The organism is Streptomyces sp. NPDC057565 (genome assembly GCF_042801455.1).
Classification (GTDB): domain Bacteria; phylum Actinomycetota; class Actinomycetes; order Streptomycetales; family Streptomycetaceae; genus Streptomyces; species Streptomyces yanii.
In genome coordinates this window covers 1-23,310 of record NZ_JBHVFU010000051.1, presented here as the reverse complement: position 1 = coordinate 23,310, position 23,310 = coordinate 1, and the positions used below count along the sequence as shown (strand labels likewise).

Annotated in this window: 18 protein-coding genes and 4 pseudogenes; 13 read left to right on the top strand and 9 right to left on the bottom strand. The window is 69.0% G+C overall.

What is annotated here, in order from left to right:
* Positions 1-16 precede the first annotated feature (16 nt).
* The 6 genes and pseudogenes from ACFU8W_RS41320 (at position 17) to ACFU8W_RS41295 (ending at position 7,028) form a co-directional block, all read left to right on the top strand.
* Positions 17-1,663: an ABC transporter substrate-binding protein gene (locus ACFU8W_RS41320; protein WP_384049229.1), complete on the top strand. Its 1,647-nt coding sequence runs from the start codon at positions 17-19 to the stop codon at positions 1,661-1,663.
* Positions 1,664-1,969: 306 nt separating this feature from the next.
* Positions 1,970-2,521: pseudogene (locus tag ACFU8W_RS41315) on the top strand (IS30 family transposase); the annotation flags it as partial.
* A gap of 143 nt (positions 2,522-2,664) precedes the next feature.
* Positions 2,665-2,820 carry a hypothetical protein gene (locus tag ACFU8W_RS41310; RefSeq protein WP_384049226.1) on the top strand — a complete coding sequence of 52 codons (156 nt, stop codon included), beginning with the start codon at positions 2,665-2,667 and terminating at the stop codon, positions 2,818-2,820.
* Positions 2,821-2,902: 82 nt separating this feature from the next.
* A complete protein-coding gene (locus ACFU8W_RS41305) occupies positions 2,903-3,718 on the top strand; it encodes a sigma-70 family RNA polymerase sigma factor (protein ID WP_384049223.1) in 816 nt (271 codons plus the stop codon).
* On the top strand, positions 3,715-4,182 hold the full coding sequence (locus tag ACFU8W_RS41300; RefSeq protein ID WP_384049220.1) for a hypothetical protein: 468 nt from the start codon (positions 3,715-3,717) through the stop codon (positions 4,180-4,182). The genes ACFU8W_RS41305 and ACFU8W_RS41300 overlap by 4 nt, the downstream gene beginning before the upstream one ends.
* A gap of 1,031 nt (positions 4,183-5,213) precedes the next feature.
* Entirely contained in the window at positions 5,214-7,028 is a 1,815-nt protein-coding gene (locus ACFU8W_RS41295; protein ID WP_384049217.1) for an APC family permease, read from the top strand.
* Positions 7,029-7,095: 67 nt separating this feature from the next.
* Here ACFU8W_RS41295 and kdpF read toward each other — a convergent pair whose 3' ends face one another.
* The 5 genes and pseudogenes from kdpF to ACFU8W_RS41270 form a co-directional block, all read right to left on the bottom strand.
* Complete coding sequence (gene kdpF, locus ACFU8W_RS41290; RefSeq protein ID WP_384049214.1) at positions 7,096-7,185, bottom strand: K(+)-transporting ATPase subunit F; 90 nt, start codon at positions 7,183-7,185, stop codon at positions 7,096-7,098.
* A gap of 130 nt (positions 7,186-7,315) precedes the next feature.
* Positions 7,316-8,701 carry a diaminopimelate decarboxylase gene (gene lysA, locus ACFU8W_RS41285; protein WP_384049211.1) on the bottom strand — a complete coding sequence of 462 codons (1,386 nt, stop codon included), beginning with the start codon at positions 8,699-8,701 and terminating at the stop codon, positions 7,316-7,318.
* Between the two features lie 13 nt (positions 8,702-8,714).
* Positions 8,715-9,131 carry an SAV_915 family protein gene (locus ACFU8W_RS41280; RefSeq protein WP_384049208.1) on the bottom strand — a complete coding sequence of 139 codons (417 nt, stop codon included), beginning with the start codon at positions 9,129-9,131 and terminating at the stop codon, positions 8,715-8,717.
* 577 nt (positions 9,132-9,708) lie between these two features.
* Positions 9,709-10,191, bottom strand: a pseudogene (locus ACFU8W_RS41275) (transcriptional regulator); the annotation flags it as partial.
* Positions 10,192-10,695: 504 nt separating this feature from the next.
* Positions 10,696-11,571: a hypothetical protein gene (locus ACFU8W_RS41270; RefSeq protein WP_384049205.1), complete on the bottom strand. Its 876-nt coding sequence runs from the start codon at positions 11,569-11,571 to the stop codon at positions 10,696-10,698.
* A gap of 280 nt (positions 11,572-11,851) precedes the next feature.
* Between ACFU8W_RS41270 and ACFU8W_RS41265 the strand changes: the two are divergent.
* Positions 11,852-12,202, top strand: a pseudogene (locus ACFU8W_RS41265) (transposase); the annotation flags it as partial.
* 17 nt (positions 12,203-12,219) lie between these two features.
* On the opposite strand, the gene ACFU8W_RS41260 reads toward ACFU8W_RS41265, so the two are convergent.
* Positions 12,220-12,498 carry a hypothetical protein gene (locus ACFU8W_RS41260; protein WP_384049202.1) on the bottom strand — a complete coding sequence of 93 codons (279 nt, stop codon included), beginning with the start codon at positions 12,496-12,498 and terminating at the stop codon, positions 12,220-12,222.
* Between the two features lie 667 nt (positions 12,499-13,165).
* On the opposite strand from ACFU8W_RS41260, the gene ACFU8W_RS41255 reads away from it, so the two are divergent.
* A complete protein-coding gene (locus ACFU8W_RS41255; protein ID WP_384049199.1) occupies positions 13,166-14,014 on the top strand; it encodes a hypothetical protein in 849 nt (282 codons plus the stop codon).
* Positions 14,015-14,324: 310 nt separating this feature from the next.
* Here the strand turns inward: ACFU8W_RS41255 and ACFU8W_RS41250 are convergent, their stop codons facing one another.
* Both ACFU8W_RS41250 and ACFU8W_RS41245 read right to left on the bottom strand, forming a co-directional pair.
* Positions 14,325-14,630 carry a hypothetical protein gene (locus ACFU8W_RS41250; RefSeq protein WP_384049196.1) on the bottom strand — a complete coding sequence of 102 codons (306 nt, stop codon included), beginning with the start codon at positions 14,628-14,630 and terminating at the stop codon, positions 14,325-14,327.
* Positions 14,631-14,907: 277 nt separating this feature from the next.
* Positions 14,908-15,564: a TetR/AcrR family transcriptional regulator gene (locus ACFU8W_RS41245; RefSeq protein ID WP_384049193.1), complete on the bottom strand. Its 657-nt coding sequence runs from the start codon at positions 15,562-15,564 to the stop codon at positions 14,908-14,910.
* A 165-nt stretch (positions 15,565-15,729) separates the two neighbouring features.
* On the opposite strand from ACFU8W_RS41245, the gene ACFU8W_RS41240 reads away from it, so the two are divergent.
* The 3 genes and pseudogenes from ACFU8W_RS41240 to ACFU8W_RS41230 all read left to right on the top strand — a co-directional run.
* On the top strand, positions 15,730-17,313 hold the full coding sequence (locus tag ACFU8W_RS41240) for an APC family permease (RefSeq protein ID WP_384049190.1): 1,584 nt from the start codon (positions 15,730-15,732) through the stop codon (positions 17,311-17,313).
* Between the two features lie 45 nt (positions 17,314-17,358).
* Entirely contained in the window at positions 17,359-17,835 is a 477-nt protein-coding gene (locus ACFU8W_RS41235; RefSeq protein WP_384049301.1) for an agmatine deiminase family protein, read from the top strand.
* A gap of 406 nt (positions 17,836-18,241) precedes the next feature.
* A pseudogene (locus ACFU8W_RS41230) lies at positions 18,242-18,967 on the top strand (GNAT family N-acetyltransferase); the annotation flags it as partial.
* A 133-nt stretch (positions 18,968-19,100) separates the two neighbouring features.
* On the opposite strand, the gene ACFU8W_RS41225 reads toward ACFU8W_RS41230, so the two are convergent.
* The gene (locus tag ACFU8W_RS41225; RefSeq protein WP_384049187.1) at positions 19,101-20,309 is read right to left on the bottom strand and encodes a glycosyltransferase; all 1,209 of its coding nucleotides are present in this window, start codon (positions 20,307-20,309) and stop codon (positions 19,101-19,103) included.
* Positions 20,310-20,913: 604 nt separating this feature from the next.
* Here ACFU8W_RS41225 and ACFU8W_RS41220 point away from each other — a divergent pair.
* Positions 20,914-21,084, top strand: coding sequence for a hypothetical protein (locus ACFU8W_RS41220; RefSeq protein ID WP_384049184.1), 171 nt, complete (start codon positions 20,914-20,916; stop codon positions 21,082-21,084).
* Between the two features lie 413 nt (positions 21,085-21,497).
* Positions 21,498-22,856: an alkaline phosphatase gene (locus ACFU8W_RS41215; protein WP_384049181.1), complete on the top strand. Its 1,359-nt coding sequence runs from the start codon at positions 21,498-21,500 to the stop codon at positions 22,854-22,856.
* Positions 22,857-23,310 lie beyond the last annotated feature (454 nt).

Here is a 23,310-nt window from a genome sequence, read left to right as displayed (position 1 = left end):
CCGTGGAGGAAAAGCCATGTCCCGCTACACCAAGCGACACCGCACCACGATCGGCGTCGCGCTGACCGCCTGCACGGCCCTCGCCCTCTCCGCCTGCTCAGGCGTCGAAGGCGCTGGAAAGACGGGTGGCGCGAGCACCCCCAAGCTCACCGAGTCACTGCCTCCGGCGGGGGGCGAGGTCGCCTCGCTCAGATGGGCGCTGTACGCCGAACCGTCGTCGCTCGACCCCATCTACAGCAACGACTTCCCGCCGATGGAGGTCCTCGCCAACGTCTGCGAGAGCCTGCTCCAGATCAGCCCCGACCGCACCTTCCGTCCGGCGCTGGCCGCGTCCTGGACCAACCCCGACCCGCGCACCTGGGTGTACAAGCTGCGTGAGAACGTCACCTTCCACAGCGGCGCCAAGCTGACCGCCGAGGACGTCGCGTACAGCCTCGGCCGCAACCTCGACAAGTCGCTCGGCTCCTACTACGACGGCATCTACGCCAACGTCGAGTCGGTGAAGGCGACCGGCGCGGGGGAGGTCACCGTACGGCTGAAGCAGCCGGACGCGCAGTTCAACCAGGCGATGGCGACGACCGCGGGCCGGATCGTCGGCAAGGCCGCCTCCGAGAAGGCGGGCAAGAAGCTCGGCCGCCCGGACGGCGGCGTCGACTGCACCGGACCGTTCAAGCTGGCGAACTGGTCGGCGGGCAAGTCCATCACCATCGACCGCTTCGACGCCTACTGGGACAAGGCGCGCAAGGCCAAGCCGGAGAAGGTGGAGTTCGAGTTCATCCGCGACCCCGCGGCCCGTACCACCGCGATGCTCGCCGGGGAAGTCGACGGCTCCTGGTTCGTCCCCGCCTCCGGCTACGGCAAGCTGCTGGGATCCGACAAGGGATCGCTCTACTTCGGCCGCACGTCCGGCAGTTACGTCGGCATGGTGACCGACCTCAAGGGCCCGCTCGCCGATGAGCGGATCCGCAAGGCGCTCTCCATGGCCGTCGACCGCAAGGGCATCATCTCCGCCGCCGTCTCCGGAGCCGCCGAACCGCTCAAGGCGCCCGCCGCGCCTGGCACCTGGGGCTACGCGCAGAAGGAGCTGAAGGCCGCGTACGACGCCCTGCCCGACCCGAACGCCCCGCTGGAGGAGGCCAAGAAGCTGGTGAAGGAGGCGGGTGTGCCGGGCGAGGCCATCACCATCGCCGTCACCGGCTCCCAGTCCGAGATGCCGATCATCGGCACCGAGGTCAAGCGCGCCGGCGAGTCCATCGGGCTCAAGGTCGACATCAAGACCCTCCCGGCCGACAACTACAACGCTCTCTACAGCGACGCGAAGGCCCGCGAGGGCATCGACATGATCTTCTCGCTGTGGCAGGCGGACTACCCGGACCCGACCGCGATCTACCAGTACCTCCAGACCGGCAACACCTTCAACCTCGCCCAGTGGTCCAACCCGGAGTTCGACCGTCTGATCAACGAGGCCAAGGCAACCGCGGACACCGCCAAGCGGGCCGAACTGATCGTCCAGGCGCAGAAGATCGCCGTCGACCAGGTCGTCTGGATGCCGCTGTACTCGCCGTTCAACCCGCTCTACCAGAAGAAGGGGCTTACCGGGGCGCCGCTCGCCTCCGTCCAGCTCAACTACCCGTGGGCCGCCGACATCGGCACCGCCCAGTAGAGCCACGCCGGGGGCGTGGGAGCGAGAAGGGAGGCGACTCGCCGAGCCACCGCACAGGTTGCCGCCGAGCGCACCTCGCTCAGGGGGAGGCCCCCGGTCCGATTCCTTCCGTTCTAGTGGTCGTCGCAACACCCCAGCTCAGGGGATGCGATGGACTTCAAGATCAGGGAGAACCGGGCCCAGTCGCAGGGCTGCAAGCCTTTGGTCCGTGAGCGGGAGGAATACTTCCGGCTCATGGATCAGGGGCTGAGCAGTCGGGAGGCACGCCGAGTAGTCGGCATCAACCTGCGGACCGGTAAGCGGTGGCGGACCGGACGGGCCCGCCGACGCCCCCACCGCCAGGCACACAAGCGGCAGCCCCGGTTCACCGCCCCCATGGTGATGATCAGCGACCGGCCCGCCGAAGCCGCCGATCGTGCCGTTCCCGGCCACTGGGAAGGCGACTGCATCGTCGGCGCCGGCCACCGCTCCGCGGTCGGCACACTCGTCGAGCGCACGACTCGCTTCACCATGCTGGTGCACCTGCCCAACGGACACCGGGCAGAACACTTCCACCATGCCCTCACCGCCACCATCAGCCAGCTGCCGCCCCACCTGCGACGGTCACTGCCCTGGGATCAGAGCAACGAGATGGCGGGGCACCAGCTCTTCTCCACCGCGGTGAACATGCCGGTCTACTTCTGCAACCCCGCCAGCCCCTGGCAACGCGGCTCGAACGAGAACACAAACGGCCTGCTCCGGCAGTACCTTCCCAAGGGCACCGATCTGTCCCTGCACAGCCGCGAGCACCTCGACACCGTGGCCGCCGAACTCAACAGCCGACCACGCAAAACGCTCGGCTGGGAAACCCCAGCCGAGCTCGCGGGAATTCGGCTCGCTCAATGTGCTCGTCTTCGATCAGCTCTCGCTGTCCGCTCCCTGGGAGGACCCGACGGTTGCCGTCGGCGTGGTCGCCTTCGTCGTCGACCACCACGGCGACAGCGCTCGCCTGGAGCCTCGTGATGACGGCGATGGGCCAGACCGCCGCGATCGCCGCCCTGGCACCCGTGCTCGGGCTCGTCGTGCAGCAGATCGTCCGCACCGCCCGTACCCAGACCGGGCCGCCCTCGCGGAACGGCGTGGACGCGGTGCCCGACAAGGAGGGCAGCGTCCCGTGACGACCCCCATCGAGCCACCGGTACCCCCGCCAAGCCGACGCCGCTGCGGCCCGGGCGCAAACTCGGACCGATCGCCGACGGCGTGGGTAACATCCACCGCGCCTGGCTGGAGCCGCTGCGCTACACCTACCTGAAAAGTGGACTGACCCTCAGCGACCTCAGCACCAGGGTCCCGCTCGCCAAATCGAAGCTCTCCGAGCTGCTGCGAGGAACCGGGCTCTACCCCAGGTGGGAGATCATCCTCAGCCTGTCCCTCCAGCTGCAGATGCCCGGATGGCCCCTGTACCAGCTGTGGTGCCAAGCGGCGTTCGAGGCCCAAAAGTCCAGCGACTGGGTTGAACGGTGCGGCGACAAAACCTCGGTCACCACGTCTCAGGTGCCACCCCTGGACCACCGCGCGTTCCGCGAGATCGTGGAAAACGACTACCGCCTCTATGCGCAGGTCTTCCTCGACGACGACCAGCGCGAAACCGCCGTCTCCAACACCTTCGACATCCTCTGGCTGCGCTGGAACGAGGCCCTCGCCAGCCCCGACATCCGGCGCTTCGCCTGGAACACCCTGCGCACCACCGTCATGGCCCGCACCCCGCACATCGACGGCCGGCCCGAGTTCGGCGAAGCCGCCTTCGACACCGTCGCCCTGCAGCACCTGACCACCAACACCGAGCGCCTGCGACAGCTCGAGGAGAGCCTCCAACTCTTCAAAGCCATGAGCCGACTCCCCGACCAGCAGCTCGACATCATGGTGCTGCGCCCGCACTACGGGATCTGCCTCGAGCCCGCCTCAACCCTCATGGGCGTCCCGCTGGCCACCATCCGCTCCGGAGAGCGCCACGCGATCCACTTCCTGGAAAGCGTCATCTGCCCGCCGCCCGAGACCGAAGGGAACACCGCATGACACACATTGAAGAAATCCTCTCCCGGGCCCTGCTGGTCCGGGACCGCACAGTGCCCCGCGACATCATCCCGCCCTCCACGCCCCCATCACCCGCCCTGGCCACCATCGGCGATGCACCCGTGAAGACCCACACCTCCAACGCAGCCGCAGAAGATCTGCGTGCCCCGTGCGAAACCCTCGTCTCCCACACCCCCGCCGACGACGTCGCCGACTTCGTCACTGAACAGCTGCCCGAACCTCGCAGCGCCATGATCCTCGCCTGCGTCCTACAGCTCACCGACACCGACGACGGCGCCCGCTTCTGGTGGCAGTACGCCGCAGGCGCCGGTCAGGCCGCCGCTGCGTACTGCCTCTACCTCCACCACCTCGCCCTAGGCGAGAAAGACGCCGCCGACTGGTGGCACCAGCAGACCGACGACGTCCCCCACCCCGACCAGCCACCCCAACCGGCAGCACCGTCCTGACATACAGCAGGCAGGCAAATCACCAACGCCTCCACCACCACCATGCTGCGCATCCTGCGCCACCTCGCGAAGAACACCACCCGCCCTCAATCCGCAGCAGTCACCGAACTCATGGCCTACATCCCCACCGCCGTCGCAGCCGGCTACCTACGCCAGCCCGAGATGGACCTGTCCATGCCCGGTCCCGACTTCGCCCACCGCATCAGCACCCTCCTCGACATCGCCGCAGACCGGCCCACCATCCCCGGCAGACTCCGACCCGCCGGCCTCCGCGCACACGCACCGCCGCCCGAGACACCCCCCAGTCCGCCCCCGGACCACACTCCACCGACTCGGCACAGCCAGTGCACTCACAGACCAGCGAGACCGCCAACCGATGAGCCGACGCGTTAGTTGACGGGAAGCCAGCCGAACTGAGCTGTCGTGACGGATGACGTGGTGCGATGTTCGCGGCGCAGCATTCGCACGCCACGCGGGACTGCCTGGACATGCGAAGTCCTGAGCCCCGCACCACACAGCAACGGTCCCGGCCTGGATGCAGGCGGGGACCGTCGCCGCCCCTATCACCTCTACGAACGACTGGATCGCCTGGAGGCCGCGCCCGCGATCCTGGCTGACCGGGCTGCCAGGGGCTTGCCCGGCCCTGACGGGCATCCTGCTACTCCTTGACGCCCCGGTCGTGGTGGGCCGGGAGGGTTTCTCTCCGGCGGGAGCTGTGGGAGTCACCTGACCGTCAAGGTCACCTCTGTGCCCAGGGCTTCGGCGTGAAGACACCGCAAGGAGCCGACCGAAGGCCGCCAGCCGGCGGACTCACCACGGTCCTCGTCGTCCCGGCCACCCCGACCTTCGGGCGGGCGCCACCTTCAGGCCGGCCCTGTACCCGCCGTAGAGCCGCGTGACCCTCGGCATGGGGGATTCCCTGAAAAGGCGTGGAGCCTTGGCGCGTCCTTGACGCGTCTCGCCGTGGTGGCCCGGTCACACTGGCCCCGAACAGCACGCATCCCCCCGCACCCTGCACCGCGAGGTCCCTCATGGCGTACGGCCTGGCCCGCCGCGAACTGCGGCCGAGAGTTCCGTTGCGGCCCGGGGAAGGTGAACGGCACCACCTGACCAGCATCGAGGGGCTCGCCGCGCTGTCCCTGGACGCGTTGAGCTCGGTCGCGTACGGGCCCGAGGCGATCGTGCTCGTCCTGATCGCCGCCGGGACCGGGGCGCTGACCGCCACGCTGCCGGTGACATTGGTCATTGCCGCACTGCTGGCGGTGCTCGTCGTGTCCTACGGGCAGGTGATCGCCGTTCACCCGGACGGGGGCGGCGCGTACGCGGTGGCGAAGAAGGATCTCGGCCCCAGGACGAGTTACCTCGCGGCGGCCAGCCTCGTCGTCGACTACGTGCTGACCGTGACCGTCAGCCTGGCGGCCGGCGCGGCCAGCCTCGCCTCTGCCTTCCCTCCCCTCGGCTCGCATCTGCTGGAAATCTGTCTCGTCGGGCTTGCTCTTCTCACGGCCGTGAATCTGCGCGGTGTGGCCGAGAGTGCGCGGGTGCTGATGCTGCCCACGGTGCTGTTCATCGTGAGCATCCTCGGCATCATCGTGCTCGGGCTGCTGCGCTCCCACCCCGTGGCCGTCGTCGGGACCGCCCAACCCGCGCATGGCACTGAGGTTTTGGGTGTGCTGCTGCTCCTGAAGGCGTTCTCCTCCGGCTGCTCCGCGCTGACCGGGGTGGAAGCCATCGCCAACGGTGTGCCCGTCTTCCGCGAGCCGCGCGTCAAGCGGGCGCAGCGTACCGAGCTGATGCTTGGCGCGCTGCTCGGGCTGATGCTGATCGGGCTGGCCGTCCTGATCCGCCGCGATCATGTGGCCCCCCGCGGCGGCGTGACAGTACTCGCGCAGCTCACCGCGGGCTCGTACGGGACGGGCTGGCCGTACTACACGACCAACCTCATCGTCACCCTCGCGCTGGCCTTCGCCGCCAACACCAGCTTCGGCGGCCTGCCCGTCCTGATGAGCCTGCTCGCCAGGGACCACCGACTGCCTCATCTCTTCGGTCTGCGCAGAGAGCGCCCCGTCTACCGCTGGGGAGTGGTGGCCCTCGCTCTGCTCGCGGCACTGCTACTGATCGCCGTGAACGCGGACACGCACCGGATGATCCCGTTGTTCGCGATCGGGGTGTTCATCGGCTTCACCATCAGCCAGGTCGGGCTCGTACGGCATTGGGCGCGGGAACGGCCGCCCGGCTGGGTGCGGCGCGCGGTGCTCAACGGGGTCGGCGCGATCCTGACCACCGTGGCGGGCATCGTCCTGCTGTCCACCAAGTTCCTGGAGGGGGCCTGGGTGGTGGTTGCCGCCGTTCCGCTGCTGATGCTGCTGTTCGCCCGCGTTCAGCGGTACTACACGGAGGTCGGCAGGGAACTGGGGCTGGGTGAGGTCCCGCCGCCCGTGCGCGTTACCGACTCCCTCGTCATCGTGCCGGTCGGCGAGGTCAGCAAACTCACCCAGCACGCGCTGACGGCCGCCCGCGCCCTCGGTCACGAAGTCGTCGCGGTCGCGGTGCACGGTGATCCCGCCAAGGCTCGTGCATTGGAGCAGAGTTGGACCCGCTGGGATCCCGGTGTACGTCTGGATGTCATCGACAGTCCGCAGCGCTCGCTGGTGCAGCCCATCGTCGACTACGTTCGGCGGGCGGCGGAGGGAGGACGGCAGATCGCCGTCCTCATCCCCGAGGTGGAGCCCCTCCACCGCCGCTACCAGATCCTGCAGAATCAGCGGGGCCTGCTGCTGGCGGCCGCGTTGAGGGCCCGTACCGACGTCGTTGTGTGTGTCGTGCCGTACCGGCTGAGTCTGTGAGGGTCGCAGGCTCAGCCGGTACTCGGGCCGCTACAGCAGTCCGTCTCGACCGTGGCGGGGGCGGACATCAGAACTTCTCCGGCTTGATCAGGGCAAAGATCAGATAGGCGAGCAGTGCGACGGCCACGACAAGGTCGACGGTGTTTTCGACGGTCATCGAGACCTCGTCCTCACACATTGGGGTATGCGAATAGGGGTACTTGGTGATCTTTCGGGCCATCAGCGGGTGTGTTGAGCGGCGTCCGCTGAGAGGGGGTTTCGGCGGAAGCCGGGTGTGGGGGCGGGTGTTACAGGCCGATGTCTCTGCGGCTCATGTCATCAAGTGATTCGCGGCGTATGAGTACGCGTGCGGTGCCGTCGGACACGGCGATGACGGGGGGTCGGCCGATCATGTTGTAGCCGGAAGCCATGGACAGGTGGTAGGCGCCGGCCGCGGGAACGGCGAGGAGGTCGCCGGGGCGTATGTCGCCGGGGAGTGCTACGTCGTCGGCGAGGACATCGCCGGCTTCGCAGTGCCGGCCCACGACGGTGACTAGGCGGGGCGGCGCGGATGAGGGGCGGCCGATGAGGCGGGGCGCGTACTGCACGCCGTAGAGCGCGGGCCGGGGGTTGTCGCTCATACCTCCGTCGACGGCGACGAACGTGTGCTCGCCGGTTCGCTTGACGGCGAGTACGTGGTAGACGGCGACTGCGGCTGGTCCGATGATGGCGCGGCCGGGCTCGAGGGTGAGCCGGGGGACGGGGAGCTTGGCGCGGGCGCAGCCGTCCTCGAGTTCGGCGCGGACCCGTCCGGCGAGCTCGGCGACGTTCATGGTCTCCTCGCCGGGCCGGTAGGCGATGGCGTGGCCGCCGCCGATGTTCAGCTGGGGGAGGGTGATGCCGTGCTGGTTTTTGATCCGGGCCATCAGGCCGATCATGCGCCGTACGGCGGCGACGTACGGTTTGACTGTGGCGATCTGTGAGCCGATGTGGCAGTGCAGGCCGACGAGTTCCAGGTGTGGCTGGTCGAGTATGCGGGTGACTGCGTGTCGTGCGGATCCGTCGGTGATCGAGAGGCCGAACTTCTGGTTGTCGGTGCCGGTGCGGATCTTGGCGTGTCCGCCGGCGGCGACGCCGGGGACGACGCGCACCATGACTTTCTGGCGGGTGTCGGCTGGGGTGATCGCGGCGAGGCGTGCGATCTCGGAGGGGCTGTCCACGACGATGCGTCCGACACCGAGCCGGATGGCGGTGCGCAGGTCCTCGGGGCTCTTGGCGTTGCCGTGCATCACGATGTTCTCGGCTGGGAAGCCGGTGGTGACGGCGAGCGCGAGCTCCCCTGCGGAGCAGACGTCCAGGCCCAGGCCTTCTTCTTGCACCCAGTGCGCGAGCGCACGGCACAGGAACGCTTTGGCGGCGTAGACGGCGTAGACGATGTCGGCTTCGGGGAACGCCGTGCGGTAGGTACGGCAGCGCTCGCGGACTTCCTGTTCGTCGAGGAGGTAGAGGGGGGTGCCGAAGCGGTCGGCCGCCTCGGTGAGGGAGACCCTGCCGACAGAGACGTCCCCGTCGGCCTCGGGGCGGGTGGAGCGGGGCCAGACGGAGAGGCTGTCGGCGTTGCCGAGGATCCGGGACAGGGCCTGGGGGCACGAGGGTAGGGAGTCCGGAAGGGGCGAGGAAAAGGAAAGGGTCATGGCGGGCGCCTCCTCAGCCGACCAGCAGGTTCAGACACGCGACGACAGCAGCGGCGCCAGTCACTCGCAGGGCACCGACCTGCTGGGGATGCCAGCGGCTCCAGGAGTTCTCGCGCTCACGGACCTTGGCCGCGGTGCGGTCGGTTGCGGGGGCGGAGAACTGCGGGTCGACGGTGAGGGCGGTCACACCCAGGGGGGCCGCGAGAGCGCGCAGTGCGGGTTCGGAGAGCCTGATGCAGGCCTGGTCCGTGCCCAGGGTGGCGGTGAGTTTCGCCGCCGAGGTGAATCCGACGGCCGTGCGGCCGCCCAGGGGGGTGCGGAAGAACCGGGTCGTACATCCAGAGGGCCCCGACCGGACAGGGACGTAGAGAAGTCCGGCCGGGAACCGTTCAGAAGGCTCGGGGTCCTCGGGAAACTCGACTGGAGACATGGGGTTGCTCCTCGCAGAAGGCGACTGGGGCGCCCGGTCGGTCCGGCCGTGCGCTCCACTGAAGTTATGCCCGCCCACCGGGGACGGGCCGCCACGCTGACGGATGCTTGACGCCTAGCCCGCACCCCGTAACGCGACGCTGACGGGCCACGGTGTTCCTGGTCAGCGTGGCGTCAGGGCCTTCGGGCAGAACCCACGGGGACGGCCTCCACGGCCGGCGTCGCGGACCTGGGCGAGGCCGGCGACAGAGCCGCCAGCCACTCGTTCTTGTGCAACAGGCTCTCCACAACACCCCTGGGGCCATACAGCTACGCCCTAGCCTGCCCGCTGCCCGTGGGCGCAACGGAGATCAGCCGCGCGCGACGCTACTTGTCCTGGTGCGCCGCACCACACGGTCGATCGCTGTATGCCGCGGAGCGCCAAGAGGGCGGAAGTCCGCCGAGGACGCGATACACCCCAAGGGTGCTTTTGAGGGGTCGGGGCCGGTGTCGTCGAGTGGAGCGGCCCGGAGGGGCGCACCATGGAAGGGCACGAGGACGGCATGGAGGGCGACCTGGCAGGAGTCCGTCGGTGGCACGTGGACGACGCAGTCGGAGAGGATCGCGACCGGGTACTGACCGGTGAACACCGCATGCTTGACGATCTTGCGGTGCAGGTTGATCTGGGTGCGTGAGATGACCGCCGCACGGATGTCCGGCCGCCAGGTCGGACGGGACAGTGCCCGCCACGGCTCGCCGGGCCGCCGGCCTTCGCCCCGGGGCCGCTCGCGCAGCTTGCCCAGCCCGCCCTTCACCGTTGCTTTGACGGCGGACACCACGATCGCCAGCTCCGGGTCACGGCCGCGGTAGCCGTCCATTGCCGCGAGGAAGTCCTCGGGCGACAGGGCCGCGTCGACGCCGAGGTCGGCCATCGTGGCGAGGTAGGCGTCCCTGAGCCGGTTGTACCAGCCGTCCAGGTAGCGGCCGTTCTCGTGCCGCACCCACGCCTCGGTCGGCGCGACGTCGTAGCCGAGCTCCACCGCGTAGGCGACGGTCGGCGTCGCGTACCAGGCAGACCCCTCCATCGGATTCATCGGGCTTACCACTTCATAATCCATCTGAGCCAGAAGGCTACGTTGGCCCAGATGTGACTGTCCCGTGGCGATGTCCAGCATCCGAAAGTCGAGCATGCCCCCGGCGGCGGCCGGACCGGTGAGCGGAGCCGGGTGGCGGGGACATAGTCGGGGCCGGGATGGGCGCGTTGGATGGCGCTCTGCGGCTGGTCGGTGCTTCGCTTCGGGGGGCGAGGATGAGGGTGGCGGCTGCCGTCCGGCGTGCGGCCGCGGATGCTTCGGCTTGGGGCCGAGAACGAGAAGGGAACCACTGCCTTGGGCGATTACGGGACTGCCCAGCAGGATGGCGACCGGGAGACCCAGTGTGATGCCACCGCGGTGTGGACGGTGCCCGGTGGCACGCGGGCCTACGTCCTGCTCGACGGCGTCGGTGGCTCTCCGGCTACTCCGACCATGCCGCCCACGTCCCCCTTCCTGCGGCCGACCGCGCCGCCTTCGCAGGCCACTGAACGCTCAGGCCCGCGGGGGTGCCAACCACCGTTCCGCGCGGCCTTGCTTGTCGGAGTCCCCAGAGCGGCGCGCGTGCGCCAGCAGACGGGCGCGCAGCGGTTCGGGCAGGCCCGCGACGTCCCGCTTCTGGCGCGGGCGGGTCTTCCATCCCACCAGATGCCGCACGGCTCCGGCGTCGTGCCGCTCCTCAGCCTGCGGGTCGGCCAGCCCGGCGAGCAGTTCGGCGATCGGCACCCTGCCGAGCAGCTCGCCAGGCACGCCCTCGTGGACGGGGTAGCCGGAGCAGCGCCCGCTGCCGGAGCCATACCAGTCGAGCAGGGCCAGCACCCGCTCCACCGGGTCGGGGAACGTCAGCTGCAGTCGGTCCGTGAGTTCCGCGAGCAATTCGGGGGAAGGCCTGCCGCCGGTGCGGGAGAGGTCGAGGATTCGGTCGGCGAGCCCCTCCAGTCCGGCGGGCATCGCGGCCAGCCAGCTGCGCTCCTCTTCGGCCCCTTCCTCCGCTCGTAGCCGGTCGGCCTCGAACTGCTGCATGGGGCCGGGCATGCCGTGCCCGTCCAGCCACGCCAGGAGCAGTCGGCCGTCGGCGAGGACGGCGTCGCTCTCCCACTGCCCCCACCTCAGTGTCGCCCCGTGGTGCAGGACAACGACTGCAAGCTGCCCACCGGACCGGTCGAACAACTCGAAGCGGACGTCCCCAAGGCACATGCAGTGGAACCCAGGCAGCGATTCCACGGCCATGGCCGTCCTGAGCTGCGCCGACTCCGCCGGATCGGAGAGGTCCACCCGGATCTCTCCGTCCATCCCGAACCCGCCCACCGAGCCCACCTGGACCATGTGCGCCTGCTGTAGCACTCTGTCCAGCGCTGCCGTCCCGTCCATGAACAGCCCTCCCCGCCCGGGCCGCAGGCCTCCGCTGCGCAGCCCGCCCGATTCCACCGCAGCCCCGACCGCCTCGCAACCCGGTTCCCCCGCGCCCGCACTTCAGCTCGTGCGCCGACAGGCGGATCCCTCCGGTGTGAAGGTGAAGCCGTCCGTGAACAGGGTGCCACCGTCGCAAGCCACCCTGATTGGGGCCTGTTCGGGGCTGGGGAGGGTTGCACCCACGGTTGTCTGCACAGGTGGCTTGAGAGGTGCGCCCAGGGTTGTACCGGAGGTGTGACCGGACGGCGCCCCGATCTACGTGATCTTGGACAACCTCTCCGCCCACAAGGGCGACAAGATCCGGCGCTGGGCGAAGAGGAACCGTGTCGAATTGTGCTTCACCCCGACCTACGCGTCATGGGTGAACCCGATCGAGGCGCACTTCGGGCCGCTGCGGCAGTTCACCATCGCCAACTCCGACCACCGCAACCACACCGTCCAGGCCCGGGCCCTGCACGCCTACGTGCGCTGGCGCAACGCCAACGCCCGCCACCCAGACGTCCTGGCCGCTCAACGCCGCGAGCGGGCCCGCGTCCGCAGTGAGAAGGGCGTCCGCCGGGGCGGGCGCCCCGTCCCTGAAGCCGCGTGACCTTCGGTCCCCAGGCCTCAACGATCAAGGCCCAGTGCATTGGGAATGCCCCGGATCCAGGCGGCCTGGCCCGGCTCTTCCGCGGCGATGCGCTCCAGCACCTCGATGAACCGCCGGCGCTCACCCGAATCCATCCTGCCGAGTTCATGGGCGATGTCTTCCAGGGTGCTCAACGCCGAATGCGAGTCATGCCCCACCTTGACGAGATCCTCCAAGGTCGCCATCGCCGTCAGAAGGGCCCTGACCACTTCGTCACCCTGAACCACAGCTTCGCCCTCTTCAACACGAGTGATCACGAGACGATGCTGCCACCCGCGCAGGTGTCCAGGACACCATCAGTACCAAAGCCTCACGACTTCGTTTTCCCATGGATCGATTTGACGGGTTTGGGAGGCAACCCGATCCACGGGCGGGTGGTGTTGTTGAGTTTGGGAGGCACCGGGTCTCAGGAATCGAGCACGGCGGCGCCGGCTCGGCAACTGGATCCACAACTTCAGCCCTTCGGCCGCCGCTCCGACCACGCACCTCGACCTCGAATCCCGTGTTCTGTTCGCTCCGTGACGCTCTTGTAGCTCCTTCGACGCGGGACGGGGTCACCGGTGTAGAGGGTGCGCAGTCAGCCGCTATTAAGGTCAGGGCATGTCGATTCGGAAGCAGGCCGCGCCACCAAGGCCACTCACGGTCGGCGACGTCGTGGCCGCTCATTCGCGGGATCTGGGGGAGTGGACGGTTGCGCAGATAGTCCGACTCGATGCCGATTCACAGACGGCGGCCGTGCTCGAGTTGGACTGGTCCGGCCCCGAGCCGTCGTCCGTGGCCGACCTCGGCGACGTCGCCCCGCTCAGGCTGACCCACCACTCATGGAACGGAGCGCTGTCCTTCTGCAACCAGGAATGGGTCCTGCCCCGCAGCCACAAGGTCGTCGGTGCGATGCCCTTGCTCCATGACAGACCGGCGAACTGCTTGACCTCCGGATGGCACCTGGGCGATCAGCTCGCCCGACAGAGGCGGTGGGACAGCGGCGTCCGTGAGGACCCGGTCGCAGCCTGGAAGGCGGAGCACACCGGAGAGACGGTCAATGAATTCCTCAGCCAGCCGACAGCACCACGATCAGAGGTCACGCAGCTGACGATCAGGGACATCGACTCCCTTGACTGCGCTCAGCTCGTCCAGCGTTTCCCCGGGGTGACCTGGCTCCATCTGCACGGGCGCCTTGGCCTCCTCTTCGCCGCGGGCGAGCTGAACCGGCTGGCCTCTCTCCAGGGGATCCGCATCGTCGACCTGTTCGGGATGACCAGAGAAGACCGTCTTCGACCACAGTGCGTGCCAGAGCTGGAATCAGTGGACCTCCACAGCATCCCTGCCGCATACGCCTCGGCCATGCGCAGCACCTGGCGACCCGAGATCCCAGCAGGCACCCACGTGTCTATCCTGCGGGCGCGCAAGCCTGAATGGGTCAGGGGGAACCGGAACAACCCGTTGCGCGACTGGGACGGCCGCGAACAGATCAGCACGACCATCTACAACAGGGCTGTCACTCAGTACAAGACGACACGGAAGGCGATCCTTCTGGAGGTCGCTGAAAAACCCGCAGACGGCCGATCGACACGCATGGAGGAGATCGGGCGTGCCTACGGTGAAGCGTTCAACCGGCTTGACCGCCGATCGGGCTTCATCGAGACCGTCGAGCGCGAAGAGCTCTTCGCCGCCCTCGACCACATCGTGAAAGAGACCGAAGCACTCCACGGCCCTGGCCTCGAAGACGCCCGCGACAGCCTCATCTTCGGAGTGGAGTCCGTCCGAGACTGGTAGCGAGGTACCCATCGTCTTGCCAACGCCCCCGTCGGTTCCCGCCCGCCCTTTTCTTCGCCGCCCTACGGCAGTGCCGTCATTTCTGCTCGACATTCACGAGCCGAGTGAACACCAACTGGCTCCGGATCCCGTCGAGAAGCGTTGTTCCTAGCGATCGACGAAGCCAATCGGGAGTTGCGAGCGTGCGCTACTGGAGGCGATCGCCACCCGGATCCCGGCCATGAACTTCCAGGGCACCGTCACCATCGCCGCGATCCGGCTCTGGCTCCGCCCGTGAATCACCGACTGACAGACCATCAGGTCGCCCGCGTCAGGGGCGGGGCGACCGGATCCTTTGTTTCTGCCGCCAGTTGACGAAGGACGCCTCTTCCGGCAGGACTACGCTGATCGTCTGCTCCTGGAACGAGGCATCGCCGAGAAGCCTGTGGAGGAACTCCACCATTCCGAAGGGGTGCAACTGAAAGGTCGGGTTGGTGTGCCTCCCGCACACCAGGACAGGCCACCTGTCTGGATTGTCGTCCGTGGTCACCCAGCAGTAGATATCGGCGCCCGACGTCACGCCCCATGCCACGATGGATGAGGGGTCCAGATCGAAGTCGGCAAAATCGCGTTCCATCTCCCACGTGTGACGAAACGCGAGGTCATCGCGGCTTTGGATGCCGACGGCCCATACGAGGACACCGCCGAAGGGATTCTCCGCGAGCTCCTGCCAACGCGCCCGTGCGGTCCGCCTCCTGCCCACCCTCGCCGAAGGCCACGCGGCCCGCGAGCACCCCGACCAGCACACCGCGTGCCACCGGTCCGCGCCGGGCCACCACCTCGCGGCCCGTGCCGCCCTGCGGGGCGGTCCGTACGCCCTCGTGAACCGCTTCGCCGCCCGTCATGACACGCGGCTACCCGGGCTCGACCGCTCCACGCCCGGGGGACGTCCAGGCGGCGAGGCCGTCGAGGACCAGGCCCAGGCCGAGTTCAAAACCGCGGTCGTCGAGTTCGGCCAGGCCGGCGCCGGTGGCCGCGGCGCCGGTCAGGGAGTCGGCCAGGGCCGGGTAGTCGGGCCGGTACTCCCCGGCGGGGCGGGTGAATCCCGCGGTGAAGGTCTCCAGCGCCGAGCCGAGCACCAGGTAATCGATGGCGGCGGCGGCCTCGGCCGCGCGGCCCGGCGTGCAGCCCGCCCGGATCAGGGCTGCAAGCAGCGCGTCGTAGCCCCGCAGGGCCGGGGCTGCCTCGACCGCGCGCCGCGCCGCCGGGGCGATCACGTTCGGGTGGCGCAGGTAGACCTGGCGGTAGCCGCGCGCGTAGGCCGTGATCCCCTCCCGCCAGTCGGGCCCATCGAGCGGGCTCAGATCGATCTCCTCGTTGATCAGCTCCGAGACCGCGTCGAGGACGTCGTCCTTGGATGCGACGTGGTGGTACAGGGAGGCGCCCCTGACCCCGAGCCGGTCGGCGAGCGTACGCATCTTCAGCGCCTGGGGGCCCTCCTCGTCGAGGAGTTCGAGGGCCGCGCGCGCGATGTTCCCGCGGCTGAGCAGCGGCTGGTTCGGTCGGCCCACGTGTGATCCCCCTCGTCATCGGCCGCCAGATTACCCGTACGGAGGGGTTTCCCAAGGGGTCCGGGCCGGGTTAGGGTCCCCGCATTCCCGCAACCTAACAACGTTAGATTTAGCTTCCGGGACGCGCCGGCCGATCGGCGCGTCCCGCTTTGCGAGAGGTGCACCATGCCCGACCTTGCCCCCGCACGCCCTGAACCGGGCGGCGCAGGTGCCGACACCGGCGCCGGAACCGGCCCCGATACCGATGCCGCCCGCTTGGCCGATCTCGGCTACACCCAGGAGCTGAGCCGCAGCCTCGGCATTCTGGGGAACATCGCCGTGGGCTTCGCGGTCGTCTCGCCTGTCGTCGCCCTGTACGCCGTCTCGATGGTCGGCACGATGATCGCCGGGCCCGCCTGGGTCTGGGCGCTGCCGATCGTGCTTCTCGGCCAGTGCCTGGTCGTGAACGTCTACTCCGAGCTGGCCTCCCAGTGGCCGCTCGCCGGCGGCCCGTACCAGTGGGGCCGACGGCTGCTCGGCCCGTCCTTCGGGTGGATGAGCGGCTGGGTGTGGCAGTTCGCCGTGATGTTCGGCAACACCACCGTCGCGTACCTGGCGGCCCCCTGGGCCTTCGCCCTCGTCGGCGCCACGCCCACGCCGGGCTCCCTGGTCGTGGTGGCCGCCGGGATCCTGCTCGGCTGCATGCTGGTCAACGCGTACGGGATCAGGATCCTGAGCTGGTTCGTCTCGCTCGGCATCGCCGCCGAGGCCATCGCCTCCGTTCTGGTCGGCTTCGCGCTGCTGCTGTTCTTCCGCGAGCACGGATTCGCGCTGTTCACCGAGACCCTCGGAGCCGAGGAGTTGTCCGGCGGATCGACTGTCGTGGCCTTCCTCGCCGTCCTGGCCGTCGCCGGCTGGGGCTTCATCGGATTCGACGCCTGCGTCTCAACCGCCGAGGAGACCAAGGACGCGGGCCGACAGGTGCCCCGCGCCATGTGGTGGGCGCTGCTCAGCGTCGGCCTCGTGGTCATCCTCAACGCGATGGCGGTCGCCCTCGCCCACCCCGCGCCGCAGGCCGTCGTCGCGGGCGAGGACCTCGACCCGGTGACCACCGCCGTCACCACGGCCTTCGGGTCCTGGTCCGACAAGCCCTTTGTGGCCGTGGTCCTCGTCGGATTCCTCGCCTGCGCCATGGCCTCCCAGGGTGGGGCCGCCCGTGGGGTCTACTCGCTGGCGCGCGACGGCGTCTTCCCCTTCTCCCGCCAGGTGCGCAAGGTCAACCACCGACAGGCCCCCATCGGGGGACTCGTCGCCTCGACCCTCGTCAGCTGCACGGGACTATTGCTCGGCCTGAACGCCACCGCGATCGGCAGCCTGATCGCCTTCGGCACCGCGGCCACCTTCCTGCCCTTCTTCCTGGTCAGCCTGGCCGCCCTGACCGCCCGGCTGCGCGGCACCTGGGTCCCGTCCGGCCACATCCGGCTGGGCCGCAAGGGCACCTTCCTGAACGTGCTGGCCGTCCTCTGGACCGCCTTCGAGGTCGCCAACGTGTGCTGGCCGCGGGCGACCCTCGCCCCGCCAGGAGCCCCCTGGTACCAGATCTGGGCGGGCCTGCTGGGAACCGGCGTGGTGATCACCGCCGGGCTGGTCTACCTGGTGGTGAGGAAGCCCCAGGACGCGCTGCGCGCCGCCCAGGTTCGCGAGGATGGCGGCCGAAGCGTGCAGGGCGGGGACGGGCCGACGGGTGCGCTCGCCACCGAGCACCCCTGATCCCCCCATTCTCCGCATCCGTCATCTACACATCCGCAATCGGCCATCCGACAGGGTCGTCCGGCCCTATCCGCAAGGGAAATCCCACCGAAGAAGCAATGTCATGAACCTGCCAGGCATGACGCGTGGGGCGGACTGCTCGGCGGCGTCCAGGCCGAGGTGGCCGGCATCGCCCGGGCCATCGCCTGCTTCGAGCCGGTGATCATGGTCGCCGAACCGGGCAAGGCCGCGCAGGCGCGCGAACAGTGCGGCAGCGGGGTCACGGTCATCGAGTACCCGGTCAACGACTGCTGGGCCCGGGACACCGGCCCGGTCTTCGCGGTCAATGCCGCGAAGACCCACCGGATCGGCCTCGACTTCGCGTTCAACGGCTGGGGCAACAAGTACCCGTACGACAAGGACGACTTCCTTCCCGTCGGCGTGTGCACACACCTGGGGGACGCCCGGATGCGCGTCGCCATGGTCTTGGAGGGCGGGTCCGTCCTCACCGACGGGCAGGGAACCCTCACCACCGAAGAGTGACGGGGGATCGCGGCGGTGAGGGTGTGCGGTCGGCTCGGGGCGCGGTGACGACGTTGCCGTTGTTCCGATTCCCCGAGCCGCCGACCCGAACCGGACGTGCGGTTGGGTAGGCCGCCAGCGAGGTGCCTGTAACCAGGCCCTTTTCCAATGGCCCCCACCGAACCGGACGTGCGACGTTAATCGCATCCGGCTCTCCAGTGCCTTTTCTCTCTCATGAGTTCTGCCGCGAGGGCGCCCGCTGTAGTGGATTCCCTCGTGGCAGGCACGGCAGACGACCAGGGTTTTCCGACTGCGCGCGGCCATCACCTGAGCCCAGGCGGGCTTGGCAACCCGCCGTGAACGCGCAGGCCCCGACGTCTTGGCGTCGGGGCCTGCGGTGCGTCCGCAGAATGAGTAGCGTGCGGCCATGCGCTTTCACTGGGGCTGGATCGAGCCTGTGATGCCGGTGCCGTATGTGCCGACCCTCGGCCCCGTCCATCCCGATGATCCGGTTCCCGACCTCTTCGCGGCCGTCGTTGAGACTGCTGGCATCGGCCGTTTCCTCCGGTACGACAAAGATCGCCGTTGGTCCGACGCCAAGACCGAACGCGTCCTGACCGATGCCATCGAGCACGACCAGCGCCAGACCCTGATTCCCACCCTCGCCGAGCGCGGCGCAGGCGCGGTCAAGGTTCACGTGTACGGGGCCGCGCCCGACAGCGTCTCCGCCGGCGCCGACCTGGCCCGGAAGCTGGCCCCTGCCCACGGAGTCGCAAAGGCCCGCGTCGTCTGGTTCCTCAGCCCCGACCAGCCCGAGGCGTACGCCCACGGCGTGGGCACCCGCGTCCAGCTCAAGGACTTCAGCACCGGGCCCGGGAAGGCCCCGGCCGCGCCGGTCCAGGAGCACAAGCAGCTTCCCGAGGACGTCCGCGCAGACTTCGCGGCCTTCGCGGAACAGATGGCCGCTGACGGGTTCGCGTTCCTGTACGAGCAGATGCAGGCGGGAACGGTTGGCCCCGTACTCACCGTGCTGCATGACGGCCACGTGGCCGGCGCCATCGGCCCCATGGAGACCATGACCGATCCCAGCGGTGCCGCACGGCTGCTGCCCCAGTACTTCGGGGTGCTGCCGCAGCATCGGGGGCATGGCTATGGCCGGGCCCTGTGGCGCGCGGCGATGCACTGGGGGCACCAGCACGGTGCCGCCTACCAACTCCTACAGACCGAGGTAGGCGGCGCATCAGACCGCCTGTGCGCGACCGAAGGACTTACGTCGCTCGGGTTCGTCAACCAGAAGGACGTAGGACCCCGGCTGCGGAGAGCACGACGTCGACCAGGCGCTCGGCGGCGTCGGGGCGCCCATAAGAACGGGCACGCTCGGCCATCGCCGTGCGTTGCTGTGAGTCCGTCAGCAGCGGTGCCACGGCTGCCCACAGCCGCTCGGCGGTCACGTCACCCGCCAGCGTGACGGCGGCACCGTTGGTCGCCAAGTGCTCAGCGTTGTGTACCTGTTCGTTCCCGGCCGATGTGGCGAGGGGGACGAATACGGCGGCCTTGCCGAGCGCGGTCAGCTCGGCGATCGTCCCGGCACCGCTGCGAGAGACCACCACATCGGCCAGAGCGAGCACGTCGGGGAGCTCGGCACCGACGTACCCGGTGAGGTAGTAGCGCGCCGCGCTTTGTGCGGGCAGCTGTACCGTGTGCTGGCGCAGGCCCTCGACGTTGTCCGGGCCGCACTGGTGAATCACGTTGGCGTGGTCGAGCAGCCACGGCAGTGCGTCGCGCACCATGCTGTTGATCTGCTGCGCCCCCTGGGCGCCGCCGGTGACGTAGACGGTTGGCAGCCGCCGGTCGAAGCCGTGCCAGTTCAGAGCCTCGATCGCCTTGTCGGCCTGCCCGGTGAGCACCTCGGGCCGGACCGGGTTTCCGGTGACCACCGTCGAAGCGCGTACCGCTTCCGAAAGGAGCGGCACAGTCGATTCGGAAGAGACTGCAACTCGAGTTGCTGCGACAGCCAAGATTCTATTCGCCAGGCCCAGCCGCACGGTCTGCTCGTGCACAACCAAAGGGATTCGGCACAGCCTCGTTGCGGCCACGCCCACGGGGACCGCGACATAGCCTCCCGTGGCCAGCACCACATCGGGACGGAAGGCGTTGATCGCCCTGCGCGACTGGAGGACACCGAGCGGGACGCGGCCCATGCCTGCCATGTTCGCCGACGAGGCCAGCTTCAGGGGGTTCTTCGAGCGGCGGATCTTGCCCGTCGCGACTGCAGTGAACGGGATCCCCTCAGCTGCGGCGACGCGTGACTCCAGGCTGTCGGCCTTGCCCACCCAAAGGACTTGCAGCGCACCACCCTGAGCCGCGAGTCGGGCCTGCAAAGTACGCACCGCTGTGAGAGCCGGGTACGTGTGCCCGCCGGTACCACCGCCCGTGACGATTAAGCGGAAGGGCCTCTCGACCCCGAACGAGAGGCGGTGAACGTCGCTGGTCACAGGTAGGGCTCCAGCCTGATTCGATCACTGTGCAGCCCCTGAGCCTGCCACATGCAAGGTGATTTCGGACCGCACTCGCAGAAGCTGCGCGAGGCGTTCGGGACGCGGACATGCGTTTGCCCTCCGGTCCGTGGAACGACCGTGAGCCAGCGGGCGGCATCGCGGATCTCACCTCGTAGCTCCGACGGCATTTTTTGGTCAGCATGGCGGCTGATGCGGGCTCGTGGAGCCCCGGAGAGGTATCTGCAGATAGTGCTCCCGCGGAAGCAGGGGATGGCCCGGCACGCGGTCGCCCCGGGGGACGCTCTCTGCGTGGACCGGTAGGCCCCGGGCAGACCACTGCCCCGGCACCAGGAGTTGGTGCCGGAGCCTGCCGCGCGCGCGTGAGACAGGTTTTTAGCCAGCTTGGCGCCTGGCGCGGGTTCATGGAGCCCGGGTGTGGATACCGCAGGTCAAGGCACTTCGCGTTCGCTGTTTTCCCATGGCTTTCCCGTGGGAAAACAGCGGCGGGCCGAAACGGCTCGGGACGGGTCGGGGCGGAGCGATACGGGCCGAAGCGCTGAGCATTCGCGCAGGTCAGAGGAAAACCACAGGTCAGTGCGCTGTGAGGGGCCCACTCGTCGACGAGTCCGGCCCGAACTGCGGTCCCCTCCCGACCAGGGCGGACACTGCCCGGACACACCCCCTCGCGACGGCCGTCAACCCGCTGCTCGCCCCGGTCGGCGCCACTATGTCGTTCCTGGTCGAAGGGTGGGCCGACGAATCGCCGACGTGAACCGTCGGCGACCGCGCCACCACGGCCCGCGCCATCGCCCGCGCCGCCCTTGGTTGCCCACCGGGCTCGCCCCGCCCGTGCCCTGAACTTCAGCGACCGCGCCGTGACCCGCCGCATCACCGCCCTCCAGGCCGCTCCGCCCCCGCACCTGTGGCCGCTCGCCACCGTCATGCTGCTGGGTGTCCTCCCGGCCCTCGGCGCCGCCGACGCCACGGGTGACCTGATGCGCCTGCTGAAGCGCCTCGCCGTCTGGATCGCGCGCATCGGAATCAGGACAACGACCCGATCGACACTGGACGTGGTCGGGATACGTGCATTCGATCAGCTGTTCATCCTGTCTTCACAGGCGCCTGATGGTCTGACCTGCGCCAGTCATCTGTACTGGTGCGCAGTCGCACCAAGGAGTGGAATCCATGCCCAAGCCCACCCGCCGTCATCTTGCTGTCGCCACCGCTCTGGTCGCCGCGACCGCCGTGGCCGTGACCGTCACGTCGACCGCCGGCGCCTTCGACAGCGCCCAGCAGGCGAAGGCGGCGATCACGGACGGCAAGGCGAAGAACGTCATCCTGCTCATCGGTGACGGCATGGGCGACTCGGAGATCACCCTCGCCCGCGACTACACGGTCGGCGCCAACGGCCGCCTGAACATGGACAAGTTCCCGCTCACCGGCGCGTACACCACGTACGCGGTGCACGAGGACGGCACCCCCGACTACGTCACCGACTCCGCGGCCAGCGGCAGCGGCTGGGCCACCGGCGTGAAGACGGTCAACGGCCGCATCTCCAAGACGCCCGGCACCGACAAGGCCGTCCCCACCCTCCTGGAGCTCGCCCAGAAGAAGGGGTACGCCACCGGCAGCGTCACCACCGCCGAGCTGACCGATGCCACCCCGGCCGTGCTCGCCTCCCACGCCACCGACCGCTCCTGCCAGGGCCCGGCCGACATGGCCAAGTGCCCCACCGACACCATCGCGGCCGGCGGCCCCGGCTCCATCGCCGAGCAGTCGGTCAACCACAAGGTCGACGTCCTGTTCGGCGGCGGCAAGAATCGCTTCGACCAGAAGGTCACCGCCGGCGCGTACAAGGGCCTCACCGTCACCGAGCAGGCGCAGAAGCTCGGCTACCAGGTCGTCACCGACAACGCGGGCCTGCAGAGCGTGAAGCCCGGTCAGCCCGTGCTCGGCCTCTTCGCGTCCGGCAACGTGCCGGTCGAGTGGGCCGGCAAGCCCGCAGCGGTCGGCGGCACCGACCCGCAGCGCTGCGCCACCACCAACCCGAACCGCCCGGCGAGCACCCCGAGCCTCGCGGACTCCGCCACCAAGGCCATCCAGCTCCTCGAGGCCAAGCAGAAGCACTCCAAGCAGGGCTTCTTCCTCCAGATCGAGGGCGCCTCGATCGACAAGCAGGACCACGCCGCCGACCCCTGCGGCCAGATCGGCGAGACGGCCGCCTTCGACCGCGCGGTGAAGCTCGCCCGCGACTACGCGGCCAAGCACCCCGACACCCTCGTCGTCACCACCGCCGACCACGGCCACACCAGCCAGATCGTCCCGCTGGAGGCCACCCCGCCCGGCCTGTCCTCCACCCTGGTCACCAACGAGGGCCAGCAGCTGAAGGTCAACTACTCGACCAACACCCCGGGCCAGTCCCAGGAGCACACCGGCACCCAGGTCCGCATCGCCGCGCAAGGCCCGCAGGCGTACCGCGTCCTCGGAGTCACCAACCAGACCGACCTCTTCACGACGATCAGCGAGGCACTGCGCCTGAACTGACCGTCCGCGAACGAGCAGGAGTTAGGGGAAGGCCGACGACCGGCCTTCCCCTACAGTCGTCACAATGTGGCGGGCGGTCTGGCTTCGGGCGAGCGCGTGCCACGGACGTGATGTCCAGGAAAGGTCGAAGGGCTCCTCCGATTCGCTGGGCCTCGAAGGCGGTCAGTGCGCGCATGATCGGGTTGGCCGGTGTGGTCGTTGCGGCGCGATGCCACAGCCGGCCGCCCAGGGTGTGAGGTGCGGCGAATCCTTCAGCAGATCGTCGGTCTTCAAGTTAAGTGCGGTCGCGAGGGAGTCCAGCTCTGTCTTCACACGCCGACGTTGGACTCTCTCGCCCTTTGCGCGCAGGTGAACCGTTCCTAGTGCCGCATCAGGCAACGTTTGCCCTGTCGACGAGGGCTTGTAGGCGTTGGTCCTCGGCATGGCGGTTTCGCCAGATGATGTAGCGGCGGAT

Coding starts and splice junctions, on each gene's coding strand:
- ACFU8W_RS41320 (WP_384049229.1), top strand. CDS start 17: ATGTCCCGCTACACCAAGCGACACCGCACCACGATCGGCGTCGCGCTG.
- ACFU8W_RS41310 (WP_384049226.1), top strand. CDS start 2,665: ATGACGGCGATGGGCCAGACCGCCGCGATCGCCGCCCTGGCACCCGTG.
- ACFU8W_RS41300 (WP_384049220.1), top strand. CDS start 3,715: ATGACACACATTGAAGAAATCCTCTCCCGGGCCCTGCTGGTCCGGGAC.
- ACFU8W_RS41295 (WP_384049217.1), top strand. CDS start 5,214: ATGGCGTACGGCCTGGCCCGCCGCGAACTGCGGCCGAGAGTTCCGTTG.
- kdpF (WP_384049214.1), bottom strand. CDS start 7,185: ATGACCGTCGAAAACACCGTCGACCTTGTCGTGGCCGTCGCACTGCTC.
- lysA (WP_384049211.1), bottom strand. CDS start 8,701: ATGACCCTTTCCTTTTCCTCGCCCCTTCCGGACTCCCTACCCTCGTGC.
- ACFU8W_RS41280 (WP_384049208.1), bottom strand. CDS start 9,131: ATGTCTCCAGTCGAGTTTCCCGAGGACCCCGAGCCTTCTGAACGGTTC.
- ACFU8W_RS41270 (WP_384049205.1), bottom strand. CDS start 11,571: ATGGACGGGACGGCAGCGCTGGACAGAGTGCTACAGCAGGCGCACATG.
- ACFU8W_RS41250 (WP_384049196.1), bottom strand. CDS start 14,630: ATGGAACGCGATTTTGCCGACTTCGATCTGGACCCCTCATCCATCGTG.
- ACFU8W_RS41240 (WP_384049190.1), top strand. CDS start 15,730: ATGCCCGACCTTGCCCCCGCACGCCCTGAACCGGGCGGCGCAGGTGCC.
- ACFU8W_RS41215 (WP_384049181.1), top strand. CDS start 21,498: ATGCCCAAGCCCACCCGCCGTCATCTTGCTGTCGCCACCGCTCTGGTC.